This is a genomic window from Nostoc sp. PCC 7524 (assembly GCF_000316645.1).
GTDB lineage: Bacteria > Cyanobacteriota > Cyanobacteriia > Cyanobacteriales > Nostocaceae > Trichormus.
The window spans coordinates 267,821-284,408 of the sequence record NC_019684.1; the positions used below are offsets into that span (position 1 = coordinate 267,821).

Below are 16,588 nucleotides of genomic sequence, written 5' to 3' on the forward strand. Positions count from 1 at the left end.
GACACCAGTAAGTTAAAATTAGGAAAATATAACGCTTTATTCTCCATGTCGAACAGTCACAAAAACACAGTTCGAGTAACAGCCAGAATTCCTGAAAGCATTCAAGAAACTCTACAAAGAGCAGCAGAATTATCAGGTGCTACCTTGAATCAGTTTATGATTCAAGCGGCATTGAAAGAAGCAAAAAAGGTGATAGAAGATGAACGAGTGATTATTTTGTCACAAAGTGATGCTGATCAAGTATTTAGCCTGATTGAGAATCCTCCTGCACCGAATGCGAAGTTAAAAGCAGCCTGGAACAAGCACAAGGAATTTTTCCGTGAGAGTCATTGAATTGCTAGACAAGCAGCACGATCGCGATCGCTTTGACTGTGGTAATCCAGCACTAAATCAATTCCTCAAACAAACGGCAAGACAGCATATCCAAAAAGGTGTGTCTCGTACTTTCGTTCTAGTTGATACAGAACAGCCAGAGATCATCATTGGTTTCTTCACATTGACATTGTGTGAAGTGCGTATTGATAAATTTTCCGCGAAATTTTTCAAGAAATATCCATCTCAAGTTCCTGGTGTCAAACTGGCAAGATTAGCAGTTGATCTAGCCTATCAGCGACAAGGAATTGGAGAAATTTTGATGATTGAGGCGATGCAGCGAGCTGCAATCGTAGCTGATAATGCTGGGGGTATTGGCTTATTCGTTGATGCAAAAGATGAATCTGCAAAAACTTACTACTCTCGTTATGGCTTTGTTAATCTCGAAGATGCTTCTTTAGAACTATTTTTGCCATTGTCAGTAATACAGCAAATGCTTGAGTAATAGTTCAGTCGTGTTAACTCAGCCTTAACTTAATATTAATATTGGTGCTTTGCACTGCGATATAACGCGTTATAAGTATTGACGACAGTTTAACACACTCTACTACATCATAAATACATAAATTTTGCTCTTGTTGCACAGTTACCCTCCCCTCAGATAGTTAAAAATTTGTATTCTAAGGTTAATGGGTCTTAATAGTTCTTAGAAAAACTGGTGCAAGAAGATTTTAGATTAATTGTTGATTTAGTCTCAGTTTTGGCTGTTGCGGCCTGTGGCGGTTTATTAGCAGCTATGCTAAGACAACCCGTACTGCTGGGATATCTCATTGGTGGGATGGTTGTAGGACCGGCTGGGTTGGGGCTGATTAAAGAAGTTGTGCAAGTGGAAACCCTGGCGCAGTTTGGAGTTGCCTTCTTATTATTTGCCTTGGGCGTAGAGTTTTCCTTTGCCGAACTGAAAAAAGTGAAAGCGATCGCACTCGGTGGTGGGGGGCTACAAATCGCCTTGACAATCCTGGTGACGGTAGTGGTGTGTGGAGTCACGGGCGCATGGGGAACTTTACCCGCTAAGGGTGTGTTCCTAGGCTCAATTCTCTCCCTCTCATCTACAGCCGTGGTGCTTAAATGCTTGATGGAGCGCAACGAAACCGAAACACCCCACGGGCAGGTGATGCTGGGAATTTTGGTAGTCCAGGATTTAGCCCTAGGATTAATGTTGGCGGTGTTACCTGCCCTTAATGAACCAGGAGAAGCTATAGGTATTGCCGTCCTGACAGCTTTGGTACGAATTGGTTTATTTGCAGCAGGGGCAGTAGTAGCGGGAATTTGGTTAATACCCCCATTACTCAGACTTTTAGCCCGCACCGAAAGCCGAGAACTATTTCTATTAGGCGTGGTGGCGTTGTGTTTGGGTATTGCCCTCTTGACAGAATATTTGGGACTCTCCATTGAGATGGGGGCGTTTGTCGCTGGGTTAATGATTTCGGAGGTGGAGTACGCCGATCAAACCCTTACCTATGTTGAACCACTGCGAGATATTTTTGCTAGTTTGTTCTTCGCTGCCATTGGGATGTTAATTGATCCGGTGTTTTTGTGGAACAACCTGGAATTAATTTTAGGGTTAGTGGCCTTAGTATTTGTCGGCAAGTTCTTAATTATCACCCCCTTAGTCAAATTGTTCCGTTATCCGTTAAAAACAGCCTTAATTGCGGGGTTGGGATTGGCGCAAATTGGGGAATTTTCCTTTGTGCTAGCCAGTGAAGGACAAGCTTTAGGGTTGGTATCTCGACGCATATATTTACTGATTTTGGGAACTACCGCCGTTACACTAATGATCACCCCGTTTGTGCTGCGGTTGGTGCCATTTTTATTTAACTTGATGGAATCAATGCCTTGGCTGCAACCTTATTTAGATGAAAGTCAGGCCAAAGATGTATCAGAAGAACTACCTTTTAAAGACCATATAGTAGTCTGTGGTTATGGGCGAGTTGGTAAAAATTTGGTCAAGCTGTTACAGTTGCACAACCTACCTGTAGTCGTGATTGACCAATCGGAAAGCAGAATTCAGCAGTTACGGGAGGCGGGAGTGCCTTACGTCTACGGTAATTGTGTGAGTTTGCACGTACTAGAAACGGCTGGGGTAAATCATGCCAAAGGCATGGCGATCGCACTTCCCGATCCTATGAGTACCCGTCTATGTCTCAAACGCGCTTTGGAATTGTGTCCCGAATTAGATTTAGTTGTCCGCGCTACCCAGGATAAAAATATTGAGGTGCTGTATCAACTAGGCGCAAGGGAAGTAGTTCAACCAGAATTTGAGGCTAGTTTAGAAATGGCCACTTATTTATTAAGTGGTTTGGGCTTTTTACCCACTGTGGTGCAGCAAGAAATGCAGCAAATCCGCAATGATCATTATTTAGATTTGCGTCCAGAACGTACTGCTGCTGAGGTTTCCCGTGATTTACGCCAAGCCACACGCGATTTAAATCGTCGCTGGTATCCTTTACCAGCAGATTCGCCCCTGATTGGGATGAGTTTAGAAGAAGCGGATGTACGCTACCTCACAGGAGTTAGTTTAATGGCGATTCGCCGTGCAAACGGGGATGAAATTGATTATCCCAATCATCAAACCAAATTGGAGACAGGCGATCGCCTTTTGGTTGTCGGCGCATCTGAGGAACTAGCAGCTTTAGATGAATTCGCTAAAGGCAAAGTAGCTGTACCAGAAGCTAATAACGCCTGTCAGTGGATTACAGTCAATGCTCATGCTCCCATTGTGGGTAAAACCCTGGCAGACTTATCTCTGTATGAGCAATTGGGGATACAAATACAAGCAATGCGACGTGATGGTAAGTTTATCCGTTACCCCGACGGTAATATGGAATTGCGAGATGGCGATCAAGTGCTACTGTGTGGTAGCGTGCCTACTCTCAATCAATTACAACCATTATTTGCCGCCATCAGTGAAATGCCTTTGTCTATCCCAATTATGAAAGCCAGGGAGCTAAAAACCGTCACAGAAATTGTGCCTATCGAACACAAACCAGAATAAAACCCTTACCCGTTAACTGATTTAAAGTAAGCGATCGCTGATTTCCAAATAGTAATTTGTTGACTGTTTTCATCAACAACACAAATACAGTCGGGGTCTTGCCATAAAATCCTACCCTTGATCAAGTCGCCAGTCACCAGTTTAAAATCCAGTGCAGCTGCTTGTTTAATCAGGTTTTGGACTTGCCGAATACTTGGTAGTGAGGTGTCAAAATCAGTTATAGCCATTGTTGGTAATGATGGAATAATTTAGGGAATGGGGAATGGGGAATAGGGAATAGGGAATGGGGAATGGGGAATGGGGAAAGAGAAGCACTAATTCCCAATACCCAATACCCAATGCTCAATACCCAATGCCCAATACCTAATCATTGATAATTCATCATTGGAAAAATGGCAATTGAATTTACTAAGTATCACGGTTTAGGCAACGACTTTATTTTGATTGATAATCGCTCGTCAAGCTTACCTGTACTGACTCCAGAGCAGGCTGTTAAATTATGCGATCGCCATTTTGGTATCGGTGCTGATGGTGTGATTTTTGCCCTACCTGGAGAACACGGCACGGATTACACGATGCGGATTTTTAACTCCGATGGCTCGGAACCGGAAATGTGTGGTAACGGGATTCGCTGTTTAGCAGGGTTTTTAGCAGATTTAGAAGGGATATTTCGGAATAAAGACACCTACCAAATTCAGACATTGGCTGGTGTGATTACACCCCAACTGATGCCGGATGGTCAAATCAAGGTAGATATGGGTGTACCAAGATTATTAGCAGAGGAAATCCCTACTACCCTATCTACACCTGATACTAAGGTGATTAACCAACCCCTAGAAGTAGAAGGGCAAACTTGGGAAGTTACCTGTGTAAGTATGGGCAATCCTCACTGTATTACCTTTGTCGAAGATGTGACGGCGATTCCTTTGGCAACTATCGGCCTGAAATTTGAACATCACTCAGCTTTTCCCCAAAGAACAAACACCGAATTTATTGAAGTAGTGAGTCGTGACTACCTGAAAATGCGCGTCTGGGAACGGGGCGCAGGAATCACCCTAGCTTGTGGAACTGGGGCTTGTGCTTCCTTGGTGGCTGGGGTATTGACGGGAAAATGCGATCGCGCCGCCACTGTGGAATTACCCGGTGGTGCTTTACACATTGAATGGTCAGAAGTAGACCAACGGATTTACATGACTGGCCCAGCCGAGAGGGTATTCACTGGTAAAGTGTAATACCAATTCACAATTCGCAATAGCCTACGGCAAGGCTAACGCCTACGCAACGATGCTCCCGCCCCGCTCCGCTCTAAGCGCAGCTATGCCGTAGGCTTTACGCAATTTAAAAACTTAGAAATATAGCAGAAGGCAATAGGCAATAGGCAATAGGCAAATCGCCTTGTCTACAGCTATAAGTAGTGAGTAATAAGTAAATTTTTTACTCATTACTCATTACTCATTACTCATTACTCATTACTCATGATGTACCTCACTTACTTCAAAAGTGCTGTAAGTAGTAGTGCCAGAGAATTCTGGCAGCTACTGCCCGCCAAGGTCGCCAGTTTTGGGCGATCGCTTCTAGTTGTATAGGTGTAGGACGCTCTGCCAATCCTTTGAGTTTTTGGGTGGCAATCACCAGACCTAAATCACCTTTAGGAAAGGCATCAGGGCGTTTTAGTGCCATTAATAGGTAAATATCAACTGTCCAGTCGCCGATCCCTTTAATCAGCTTTAACTGGTTTCTAATAGTGCGATCATCCATGCTTTCCAACTGAGTTAAATTCAGCTGACCATTGACAATTGCATCCGCCAGTTCCCGGCAATATAAACTCTTTTGGCGGCTAAATCCTATTGCTTTTAATTGCTCATGATCAAAGGTGAGAAAATTGTTTGGGGTTAGGGGTGTAACAGTTTGAGATAAACGATTAAATACAGCCTGGGCAGCCGCTAAAGAAACTTGCTGTTCTAGAATGATTTGCACTAAGGTGGGAAACCCAGGCTCCCTGTTCCATAGGGGAGGATTCCCCAGGACTGCTAAAACATGAGCTAAATCACTATCAATTTGAGCCAGCATATTTAAAGCATAGTTAAAACTTTCTGGAGTTAAAGATTCTAGTTCTTTTTCTAGGTTCATTGTGGTTTTTGTTATAGGCGTTTTTTTAGATTTCAACATAGTATATTTAACATTTTCATCTTTATTTTGAATTTTGAATTGATTCATTCATGTACCATCTACTACGTTAAATTATTTACCCTTGGGTTAATGGTTCACCCGATTGGGTGAATGCGATCGCCATCTCAAGAATTAACCTGAAGTAAGAAAGAGTTGGGATGCTGTTTATGAATGCTGTCGATAGCATCAGAAGTCTATAAAAACTGTCAAAACAGCTATGATTACCGTTAACCATACATCAGTTACTTGCTTATCAAAGGGTCACAGAGTGGATGAAACTGCTAAATCCTTACCTCAACTAGATTGTCAACAACAAATAATTACTTGGTGGGAAAGAATTACTGCCAATTTACCGGGAATGATTTTTCAGTTTCTACTGCGGCCAGATGGTTCTCGGTGTTGGCTTTATGTCAGTGCTGGTAGTCAAAAACTATATGAATTAGCTCCAGAGGTGATCCGAGCAGATGGGCAAGCTCTAGACAAACTTATTCATCCTGAAGATATCAACAGCTTGGCAGCATCTATGACTCTGGCGGCTACGACTATGAAACCTTGGCGTTGGCAAGGTCGCATCATCACGCCTAGTGGTCAACTGAAATGGATTGAAGCGACTTCCCAACTGGAATTACAGGCTAATGGCGATCTGCTTTGGGAGGGATGGTTTATGGATATCTCAGACCGCAAAAGGGCAGAAATTCAATTACACGCCAGTGAAACACGGTATCAAGCTATTTTGGATGCTATCCCTGATTTAATGTTTCGCATCAGTCGTGATGGCCAGTATCTCGATTTGAAAGGAAATGATGGGATTTTATCTAGGGATGAAATCATTGGTAGAAATTTGCAGGATGTCTTACCAAGGGATGTAGCCGCTATTGGCCAAGAGATGATTATCAAAACCTTGGATACAGGGAATTTGCACAGCTGCGAATATCAACTACCAATTCCTGGGGGCGTGCGAGACTATGAGGCGCGGTTAGTAATCAGTGGTTCCGATGAAGTTTTAGCGATTGTCAGGGATATTACTGAGCGCAAACAAGCTGAAAGCACTTTGCAAAATCTGGCGCAAAAGTTTTCTAAAGCTTTTAATTGCAGTCCTGATCCCATTACTATCAGCACCCTCAAAGATGGACGCTATGTGGAAGTTAATGATAGTTTTGTCAGACTTTCAGGTTATGAGCGAGATGAAGCTATCGGTCGTACTGCCTTTGATTTAAATATATGGGTGCATGAGAGCGATCGCACCGAATTAATACAACAATTAAAGACAAATGGGGTAGTTCGCGACTGTAAATTGGCCTTTCGCCGCAAATCAGGTGAGGTGGTGACAACTTTACTCTCGGCTGAAGTGATTGATTTAGACGGGGTTCCCCACATCTTAGCCATTAATCATGACATCACCGAACGGCAGTTGGCAGCACAACGCGATCGCATCTTAACAGAAACCCTAGTGAGAATTCGCTCTTCTCTTAACTTAGATGAAATTCTCCAGACTACGGTAACGGAAGTCAGACAATTTTTACAAGCAGACCGGGTATTTATTGGTATTGATGATCCTGGAGTAGGAGCTACCATTGTTGCGGAATCAGTCAATTCCAAGTATCCCTCAGTTTTGGGGTGGACAAATAATGATCACACCTATCTGCAAGAATTGCGGACTGTGCTGACAGCTAATCGGGTGCGTGCAGTACCAGATGTCAGCCAAATCGACGTATCACCCCCATTACAAGCGATTTATCAACAATTTCACACCAAAGCTACCTTAGCTGTACCTATTTTTTTGGGTGAGAAATTATTTGGGGCTTTAATTGCTAATCAATGTTCTGGAACGCGACATTGGCAACCAATAGAAATTGATTTGCTACAGCAAATGTCGGAACAATTAGCGATCGCAATTCAACAAGTCAAACTATATCAAGAACTAGCTGACCTCAACACTAATCTCGAACAGCAGGTAGAAGAACGGACTGCCCAACTGCAACAAAAAATGCAGGAATTAGCAGAAATGCAACGAGTCAAGGACGTTGTATTACACACCGTTGCCCACGATTTACGCACTTCCGTTATGGGTAACTTGATGGTGTTGAAGAATCTTCAGGGATTGGGGATTGGGGAAAGGCACAGAAGCAGAGGAGAGTATGATTATCAATGCTCAATGCCCCATGCCCAATCCAAAATTTCTGTTCCTGACTCGATTATTGAACGGATGATTCAAGGTAATGATTGGCAATTGGGAATGCTAGACTCGTTACTGGAAATTCATTCTTGTGAAGAACAGGGGATGACACTCCAGCGCGAACGGGTGCAATTTAGCGCCCTGTTTGAGAAGTTTACTAGAGATTTACAACCGATATTGAGCCAAAACCAAGCAACTGTCAAGAATTTGGTTCCGGAAAATTTACCGTTGGTGATGGCAGATGTAGCACGGTTGCAGAAAGTTGTGAGCAATTTGTTGACTCATAGCCTACAACATAATCCTCCAGGACTCAACTTTACTGTCAAAGCTGCCGTGGAAAAAGGGATGATTCGGACTCAAATTCAAGATAATGGCGTAACCATGAGTAAACTAGAATGCGATCGCCTGTTTGATTTATACGTGCGAGATCCTCAAGCTCCCTGTTCTACGGCTATCAGCTGCAAAATGTATCTCTGTCGGCAAATTATTCAAGCTCATGGTGGCGAAATTGGTGTTGTTAGTAATACTAAACGTGGCGTAACTTTCTGGTTTACATTACCCTTTGATCAAAGAAAGGCAGAGAGCAGAAGGCAGTCCCGATGTTTATGAGGTACAGCAACTAATTGAAAAAGTAATAAGTAAATTTCTTACTCATTACTCACTACTCATTACTCATAATGTATCTCACTTACTTCAAAAGTGCTGTAAGCATCCCCTACCACAACTTAAGTTTGGTGTGGGATTGCCACATAAGCCGAAACTTGACATTTAACTAACTCATTCACTAAACGATGGGCTTGATGTTTGTAGAGGGGACATTGTAAAGTTCCTGGCAATTGATTCATCAAGGTTCTGGCAATATACATATCACAGCCAGAGATGCGAGAAATTAATGCCGCCCCTTCAAAAACTGCTTCTTGTGACACAGCCTTTTCTACCCGCACTAAACATTGGCGAGGTAGCATAGTTCCCCGTTCTACCCGTTGCAATCCTTCAATGGTGGCGAGAACAACTAAGCGATCGCCTACAATCAACCTGATATCATCGGAGGGCATAAACTTAGGGGTGCGTTGGTTATTTCTGGTATGGAGAATCGGTACTACTCCATAACCATAAGCAATTTCTCCTAATAGTCGCCCGTTGAGGGTATCGTTGGCTTCAATTTGATACTCAGTGACTAATGTGGTTTGGTTATGCAAGCGAAACAGATTGAGAATATTTTCCCCAAAGGCCGCCCCCACAAAGGCCTCGGCTGCTAGTTCATAAACCCCCAAAACTCTGGCATAAGGTAGTAATCTGGCAACATTCTCACTAAACCGAGGATCAACGGTGCGAATTACTACACAGGCTTTGGGGTTGGCAGCATGAGACATCAAGGCAATTTCTAGGTTTGTCACTTCATCATCGGTGACGACAATCACACTTTTGGCGGTGGTGATATTCACTTTGTTGAGGGCATTTTTGATGTTGCCCACAATTAAGGGGATTGGTGGTAATAAACTGGGATCTAGCTCATAGGAATTAATTCCTATCAATGGTTGTTTGAGTTCTTGGAGTAGGTGCGCTACTAACCTACCCACTCTGCCTAACCCAACTAACACCACATGATCAGATTTAGGTACAGGTAGACGGCGCATGGAAAACTGGAATCTGGCGGCTAAGATGCGTTCAGTCATCACTGCGTAGAGAATGCCGACAAACACCGTACTGGCAACAGTCTGACTAATGCTGAATAAATGTAGCCATCCAGGTACAACAAAGGGCAGTTCTCGCCCACCAAACAAGTCGCCATAACCCCCCAGGCTGAGAACTAAAGAAACATTTAAGGCTTCTTGCCAGCTAATTTGCGGATATTGCAGTTTGTAGAGAAATGCACCACAGAAGAACAAACTCGCCATGACTAAACAACTCATTAACACTACACGGCGAGCTTGACTACTTTCCACCCAAAACTGGATGAGTTGGTAACGCAGATTTGCCCAGGTGAGGTTTTTAAATACGGTTCGCCACAGTTGCTGGATATGCTTGACTGGTTGTTGAGAGCGAGAAACTAGATTTTCAGTGGCTTCAATATAAGTAATGATGTCTCCTGGCAAAATGGGAGTATCTGGTTCCCATTCATAGAATGTCTGCGCTAACGCTGATCCGGCTCGGTTGTGGGTAAGAATTCGCCGATGGCTAGTGTTGATTTCATGAAGTTGTAGGAAGTTCCGCCAACGATGCCCCGTATCAATTGAGACTTGCATGACTTGCAAGAAATGATTTTCCAAAGTAAAGAAGCCTGTGGTTTCGCTTCCTAGAGCAGCTAAGGCAAAGCTTTTAGCGGGTAATTGCGTAGCTTCAAAGGCGACAAAGTTACCTAGGCTTTCACGGAGTAATTCATTGAGATTATCTTGGGAGGAACGGATCACTAAACGGACATCGGGATTGAGCGATCGCGCTGCAAATGCCACTGCAATATTCACGCGCTCATCACTGGTGACAATCAAAATGGAGCGAGACTGGCGAATTCCTGCCTGTTCTAATATCCTGGGTTGGCAACAGTCACCAATGACTAAGTGATCAATTAAATCTGGTAAATCGGAAATTTCCCATTTTTGAGGATTTATAGCCTCAATGGCATTTACCCTCACCCCAAACTCTTTGAGTACAGAGACACAATACTGCCCTAAGCTTCCCAGCCCACACACCAAGAATGTGTCGGCACTGACCACATTTTGTCCCATGTTCAATGCTGTTGCAGTCTACAATAATATGTACAATTTTTCTGTACAACAGTTCAGAATGTAACAACAGATGAAGTAGTAGACTTCACATATAAATCTTAGTCTAATATTTTACCGTAGACTTTACAGAATAAACTTAAGTAGCTCAGTGTTAAAAATTATCGCTATGGCAAGGCAGGAGGCAGGAGGCAGGAGGCAGGAGGCAGGAGGGAAGAGGGTTTGAGCCTAGTTTATTTTTCTTAACATAGTTGTGTTTTTTCCCACCGACTTACTTATGGCTTAGGCTACTGCAAAATTTACCCAAAGTTTTGACAATTTTAAACAGGTAGCAGGTGATGATTTCTCAAGAATATAATGCAGTTGATTGTGTCAACGAGTTACTTCGGAAAATCAGAATCAAAGAAAAACAGCTAAAAATTGCCCAAGAATCTAACATGATTTACGTGGCTGAAGCCATTGAGAATCAACTATTAGAGTTAAGACAGCAGTTATCAGCATCCCCAGAAGAAGAGCCAGAATTATACGCTTTGATGAGTTTGTTGGATGATTAGTGATGATAACTGGTTAAGCGATCGCAACTTCGGTCATGTCGCAAGATCTTTTGCTCACTTACGCTTTTACTCATCTAAATGATCAGGGCAATTCGTTAAAGTTCAGTTACGCCCCAGTAATTGTGCGATCGCCATCACTAATTCTACTGTTTCGGCGGGTTTGGGAATGTGTTTTTGGAAACCTGCGGCTAAGGCTTGTTGATGATCTATTTCTCCAGCATAGGCAGTTAAAGCGATCGCTGGAATTTGTCCACCCTGTTCTGGCGACCATTTTCTGATTTGGCGCACTAACATATAACCATCCATCTCTGGCATTCCAATATCGCTTAACAATACATCTGGCTTGGTATCAGCTAAAATTTTTAGTGCTGCTAGTGCTGATTCCACCGTTGTGACATTTGCGCCATACTGTTCCAGGGCAAAGCTAAAAAACTCCCGCACATCTGGCTGATCATCCACTAACAGAATTTGCACGCCAGTCAGTAAGGAGTCTTGTATTTCCGATTCTGCAATAGCAGAGTCAGCACTGAGCAATCTGTCCTCAGTATTTTTTGTCAGTGGTAGTTTAACTGTGAAGGTTGCCCCTTGTTCATCTCCGGCACTTTCGGCTTGCACTGTACCACCATGTAATTCGACAAAATGACGCACGATAGCTAGTCCTAGTCCCAGCCCACCAAAGATTCTGGTAGTTTTAGAATCGGCTTGGCGGAAATACTCAAACACATGGGGTAAAAACTCTGGCGTAATTCCCTTACCTGTATCAATGACTTGGATTTGCGCTTCTAATCCTACCTGTTCTAAGGTGACTTGTACCTGTCCGTTGGGGGGTGTGAACTTTACAGCATTCGAGAGTAAATTCCAGACTACCTGCTGTAAGCGATCGCTATCACCCATAACTTGTCCCACAGGCGCATCTAAACAGGTGATCATTTCAATTGATTTAGCTTCTGCGGCTAAACGTACCGTTTCTAGTGCAGCTGTGATTGTCGTTCGCAAATCCACAGCCCTAATATTGAGTTGGAGTTTGCCGCGTAAAATTCGGGAAACGTCTAGTAAGTCATCAATTAGTTGCGTTTGTAACTTGGCATTGCGTTCAATCGTCTCTAAGGCTTGAATGATGGTAGCTTCGTTATGTTTGCGGGTACGGAGTAACTTCGCCCAACCTAATATCGGGTTGAGGGGAGTCCTCAGTTCATGGGAAAGAACTGTGAGAAATTCATCTTTGATGCGGTTGGCTGATTCAGCTGCGGCGCGGGCGTTGCGTTCGGCTTCGTAAAGTTGAGCGCGGGCGATCGCCTGGGCGCATTGTTGTGCTAACGTCAGCATAAATCTTTGGTCTTCGGCGGTAAATATTTGGGTTGTGGCAAAGCTTAAAGCCAAAACTCCAATTGTCTGCTGCTCAACAATCAAAGGAATACAAGCAAAGGCACAATTACCTGTGAGGGCTGGAATATTGGCGATTTCAGGATATTGATCTGCTAGGATTTCTGTATTGGCTAAAAAAATCGGCTCTTTAGTTCTAGCAGCTACCGCGATGGGAACATTGGCTGTAATTGGGAAACTAGCCCAGTTCTCTCTCACAGATTGAGGATAACCAACTGCTTCCAATATCTTTAACTCAGAGTCTCCCTCAATTAAAACTACAGAACCCCCACTAGCACCCAAGGCGGCAATCCCTTGATTAACAATCACATCAGCGACTTGTTGGGGAGTTAAAGCTTCTGAGAGGGCAGACGTGATGCTTTGTAGCCTTGCTGTACGACTGACGGCCATTTCAGCTGCTTGTTTTGCTTGTTGGGTTTCTTGGTAGAGTCTGGCATTATCAATGGCTGTTGCTGCACGTCGGGCAATATCTTCTGCCAATGCCAAGTCTGTTGCTTGGAATTGCCTACCTGATTCACCAGTAACAAAAGAAATTACGCCGAATAATCGCTCACGAGAGTAGAAGGGAATCACCATCACAGAACGCATTCCCAAACTTTGCAGTAATTGCAGATGTTCTTCATCCCTAGCCATTTCTACCAAAGTAGAAGTTGGTAATTCTGGATAAAAAACAGATTTACCCTGGATTAGTGTTTGGCGAAAGGGATGATTACCGTCACTTCTGGGTGGATAACGCTGTTGAATTTCTTCTATGATCTGACGTTTTTGGGGATTATGGCAAGCGATCGCTACTCGTTTAATTGACCAATCTGGTTGCAGAATATCTACAATACACCAGTCTGCTAAGGTCGGCACTGTCAACTTAGCTACATTACTGAGAGTGACTTCATAATCTAAGGAAGCCGCTAGGATAGTGCTGGCTTCCACTAAAAAGTTTTGCGTTGCTTGTGCTTGTTTGCGTTGACTAATATCTTCAACAATGCCCAAGGCATACTTTGGTTCTCCGTCATCATCGCATACTACTGATGAAGTCACGTTAACCCAAACAATCCCACCGTCTTTACGGATGTAGCGTTTTTCGAGAGAATAACAATTAATCTCTCTGGTTAATACCTTCTGACCATAATTCCAGTCGGTTTCTAAATCATCAGGGTGAGTAATATCCTGAAAGCTCATTTGGATGAATTCGTCATAACTATACCCAACAAGTTGGCATAAAGCCGGATTTACTTGCAGAAATTTACCATCCAAGCTGATGAGGGCAATCCCTAATGCCGCTTGGTTAAACATTGTCCGAAACCTGGCTTCGCTTTCTCTTAAGGCTTGCTGAGTTTTTTTCTGTTGAGTAATATCTATACCGGTTACACCCACTCCCAACAATTGCCCATCTGGTAAACAAACTGGATAGTAGCTCACAAGTCCACAACGATAAACCCCAGTCGGATGTGTTTCTCCCATTACTTCTTGATTCAGTAATGGCTCCTTAGTTTGCATGACTTCATACAGAATCGGCTCAATTTGCGCTGCCCATTCTGGTAATACTTCCCTGATGGTATACCCAATATGCTGATCTTGTGGTACGCCGTTAATCGCTGCCAATGCTTCGTTAGCATAAACGTAACGCAGTTCTTGATCTAAAAAAGCCAGGGCTACAGGTGAACTAGCCAGCCAAGCATTCAGCAATGCTAAAGACTCTTCTTTCTGCTGCATTGCCTGTTGCAATTCCTGGCGTAATTTCGCTTTTTCTTGCTCTACTTGCTTACGCTCACTAATGTTAATAGCTACACAGGTAATACCCTGAATTCGACCATTTACTTTCAAGGGTTCTACCAGCAAATCATAGTAAAGGACTTTTCCCTGCAAGATGATATAAACTTCTTCATGTTCAGAAACGTCTGTCTCTAACACTCTTTGCTTAATTGCTGTCAATTGCTCTGCTACTGAGAAAGGAAATAAATCATAATCGGACTTGCCTAGAATGTCCTCAGTAGTGGTTCCACCTTGTGGATTATGAATCCAACGATACAGCAAATTGCTATCTTGCTGGAATACTACAATATCTGAACTGCTTAATGCTAATTGAAACCGCTCCTCACTCTCTTTGAGTTTATGCAAGTTTGCCTCATCTCTGCGCTTGGCATTTTTTAATGCAACGCATAGGATTGTGAACAGTAATCCTTGTACAGCAAATAGCCCAATCTTTACAGCATTAGAAAGATCCACAGACAGATTATATTGTGGTTCAAGAAAGAAATAATCGCTGACAAAAGCAGATAAACAGGTTGCTAAAACTCCCCCTTTCCAACTACCATACCAAGCACTTACCATAACAGCACTGAAAAACAGCAAAAATGGAGTGCCACTCATCTTTACCCAAGGATCTAGTAGTAGCATGAGCATCAGTGCAAATGCTACGTTTATTAGGGCAATGCTACAACGTAGCCATGAATAACCAGCAATATTAGGCATGAAAATTTGGGGCAACCAAGACTTATTGCAGAGGCTTTACATAACCTAAGCTAGTTTACAAATTTTCGCTATTTATCTCTAGATAGATTCTCGCATCCCATGAAAAACCTTCTTTTGCTAGATGCTATTTTTTGTTCAAGTTGATAATTGATAAAAAATGTATAATCTAGAGTAAAATTAATTGTAAAATTTTAAAAATATATAGTACAGGTGGCTGAGAGCAAGTCTTGTCTTATAACAAATCTAAATTTTTGTGTTTATTTTAAAATCCACAAAAATAAAAGCTGAGAAAGTAAAATTTGATTGAGAAAAATCAATATAAGAGATGTTTTATAAACTCTATCTTAAATTTGTAGGGTGTTGCTAAAGCAACGCGTAACCCATCGTATGCTCTTGGTGCGTTACGGCTAGATATCATTTGCTCACACTCCCAAATCCTTACACAGCCGTAACACACCCTACTTAATATTTACTTTATCAACTCAAGGTGTGACATACTCCTACACTGATGCTTTCCTTCGGAACGCTCCGCGAACGCATACAGTGTAGGCTTCCAAGACAATCCGGCTATTGCGTAGGAGACTCTTGGCTTTAAGAACCGGATGCCCCTCGGCTCTTTTTCTTATTACGATGGCTGCATTATGATCACGATCCAAAGAGCAACCGCAGCTACATTTATGCCATCGTTCATGTAGCTTTTTAGGTACTTTTACACCGCAGTTGGAACATTCTTGAGTTGTACCAGATGCTTTAACAGGTATTACCAACAAACCAGCATTTTCGGCTTTGTTTGTCAGGATTGACAAGAAGCTACCCCATCCAGCATCATGTACAGACTTTGAAAGTCTAGACCTTGAAAGTCCTTTGATGTTTAAATCTTCATGTGCAATTACATCATATTTTTTAAGCAGATTATTAGCGGTTTTAAAGTGAAAATCTTTGCGCTTATCAGCAACTTTTTTATGTTGCTTACTTAATTGCTTAACAGCTTTCTGTCTACGTTTACTACCCTTTTTACGACGTGAGACACGTTTCTGTATTACTCGTAAACGTTTTTGAGCTTTGCGATAATGTTGAGGAATAGCAACTGTTTCAGCATCAGCAGTTGTCAAAAACTCTTTCAATCCCATATCAATACCAGTTATTGATTCTGGATTAATATCGGGTTTGATTTCTGGAATCGTAGAATCTTCTAGACTGAGAGTTAAGTAATAATCGTCAGCTTTTTTGGTGATAGAAGCAGTTTTAATTTTAAAACCATCAGGCAACGGACGATGCAACACAACTTTGACTTTACCTAGTTTTGGTAAATCAATTAAATTGCCCTGCAAACATCCATCTTTCATTTGTGGATAAGTGAAGGTTTTGTATCTAGTTCTAGATTTAAACCTCGGCTTACCACTGCGTTTTCCGTTGCTATCACCCTTAAGAAAACGGTCAAAAGTTACCTTAACTCTTTTAACTACATCCTGTAAAACCTGTGAATAAATATCACCATAATGAGGATGTGTTTTTTTAAGTTCAGGGAGTGTTTTCTTTTGCGAGTAATAGTCTGGATTGTCTCTTAACTCTGGAAGGTGACAAACAAGAGGACAAGCATTTACAGGACAGCGATTCTGCTCATACCAGTTAAATCTATCTGCCAACAAATAGTTATATTGTGCGCAACACATAGACAGCCATCTGTCCATTTCTGTTACTTGTTGTTTTGTCGGGCGTAATCTGTACTGGTATGCAGTCCTCAACT

General features: G+C 42.5%; 11 protein-coding genes. 6 read left to right on the forward strand and 5 right to left on the reverse strand.

The window, feature by feature from the left end; genetic code table 11:
* The first annotated feature begins 45 nt into the window (after positions 1-45).
* The 3 genes from NOS7524_RS01165 (at position 46) to NOS7524_RS01175 (ending at position 3,367) form a co-directional block, all read left to right on the forward strand.
* The gene (locus NOS7524_RS01165; protein ID WP_015136622.1) at positions 46-333 is read left to right on the forward strand and encodes a type II toxin-antitoxin system TacA family antitoxin; all 288 of its coding nucleotides are present in this window, start codon (positions 46-48) and stop codon (positions 331-333) included.
* Positions 320-817: a GNAT family N-acetyltransferase gene (locus NOS7524_RS01170; protein ID WP_015136623.1), complete on the forward strand. Its 498-nt coding sequence runs from the start codon at positions 320-322 to the stop codon at positions 815-817. Before NOS7524_RS01165 ends, NOS7524_RS01170 begins: the two co-directional genes overlap by 14 nt.
* A 213-nt stretch (positions 818-1,030) precedes the next feature.
* The gene (locus NOS7524_RS01175; RefSeq protein WP_015136624.1) at positions 1,031-3,367 is read left to right on the forward strand and encodes a cation:proton antiporter domain-containing protein; all 2,337 of its coding nucleotides are present in this window, start codon (positions 1,031-1,033) and stop codon (positions 3,365-3,367) included.
* Positions 3,368-3,372: 5 nt separating this feature from the next.
* Here NOS7524_RS01175 and NOS7524_RS01180 read toward each other — a convergent pair whose 3' ends face one another.
* A complete protein-coding gene (locus NOS7524_RS01180; protein ID WP_015136625.1) occupies positions 3,373-3,594 on the reverse strand; it encodes an Hfq-related RNA-binding protein in 222 nt (73 codons plus the stop codon).
* A 165-nt stretch (positions 3,595-3,759) separates the two neighbouring features.
* Here NOS7524_RS01180 and dapF point away from each other — a divergent pair, with 165 nt between their 5' ends.
* Complete coding sequence (dapF, locus tag NOS7524_RS01185) at positions 3,760-4,599, forward strand: diaminopimelate epimerase (protein WP_015136626.1); 840 nt, start codon at positions 3,760-3,762, stop codon at positions 4,597-4,599.
* A 262-nt stretch (positions 4,600-4,861) separates the two neighbouring features.
* Here the strand turns inward: dapF and NOS7524_RS01190 are convergent, their stop codons facing one another.
* Entirely contained in the window at positions 4,862-5,497 is a 636-nt protein-coding gene (locus NOS7524_RS01190; RefSeq protein ID WP_041555488.1) for a DNA-3-methyladenine glycosylase family protein, read from the reverse strand.
* 256 nt (positions 5,498-5,753) lie between these two features.
* Here NOS7524_RS01190 and NOS7524_RS01195 point away from each other — a divergent pair, with 256 nt between their 5' ends.
* Positions 5,754-8,321, forward strand: coding sequence for a sensor histidine kinase (locus NOS7524_RS01195; protein ID WP_015136628.1), 2,568 nt, complete (start codon positions 5,754-5,756; stop codon positions 8,319-8,321).
* Between the two features lie 116 nt (positions 8,322-8,437).
* On the opposite strand, the gene NOS7524_RS01200 is transcribed toward NOS7524_RS01195, so the two are convergent.
* The gene (locus NOS7524_RS01200) at positions 8,438-10,438 is read right to left on the reverse strand and encodes a potassium channel family protein (RefSeq protein ID WP_015136629.1); all 2,001 of its coding nucleotides are present in this window, start codon (positions 10,436-10,438) and stop codon (positions 8,438-8,440) included.
* A 335-nt stretch (positions 10,439-10,773) separates the two neighbouring features.
* Between NOS7524_RS01200 and NOS7524_RS01205 the strand changes: the two genes are divergently transcribed.
* Complete coding sequence (locus NOS7524_RS01205) at positions 10,774-10,989, forward strand: hypothetical protein (RefSeq protein WP_015136630.1); 216 nt, start codon at positions 10,774-10,776, stop codon at positions 10,987-10,989.
* A 102-nt stretch (positions 10,990-11,091) separates the two neighbouring features.
* Here NOS7524_RS01205 and NOS7524_RS01210 read toward each other — a convergent pair whose 3' ends face one another.
* Positions 11,092-14,841, reverse strand: coding sequence for a PAS domain S-box protein (locus NOS7524_RS01210; RefSeq protein ID WP_015136631.1), 3,750 nt, complete (start codon positions 14,839-14,841; stop codon positions 11,092-11,094).
* Between the two features lie 500 nt (positions 14,842-15,341).
* Positions 15,342-16,586, reverse strand: coding sequence for an RNA-guided endonuclease InsQ/TnpB family protein (locus NOS7524_RS01215; RefSeq protein WP_015136512.1), 1,245 nt, complete (start codon positions 16,584-16,586; stop codon positions 15,342-15,344).
* Positions 16,587-16,588: the final 2 nt, after the last annotated feature.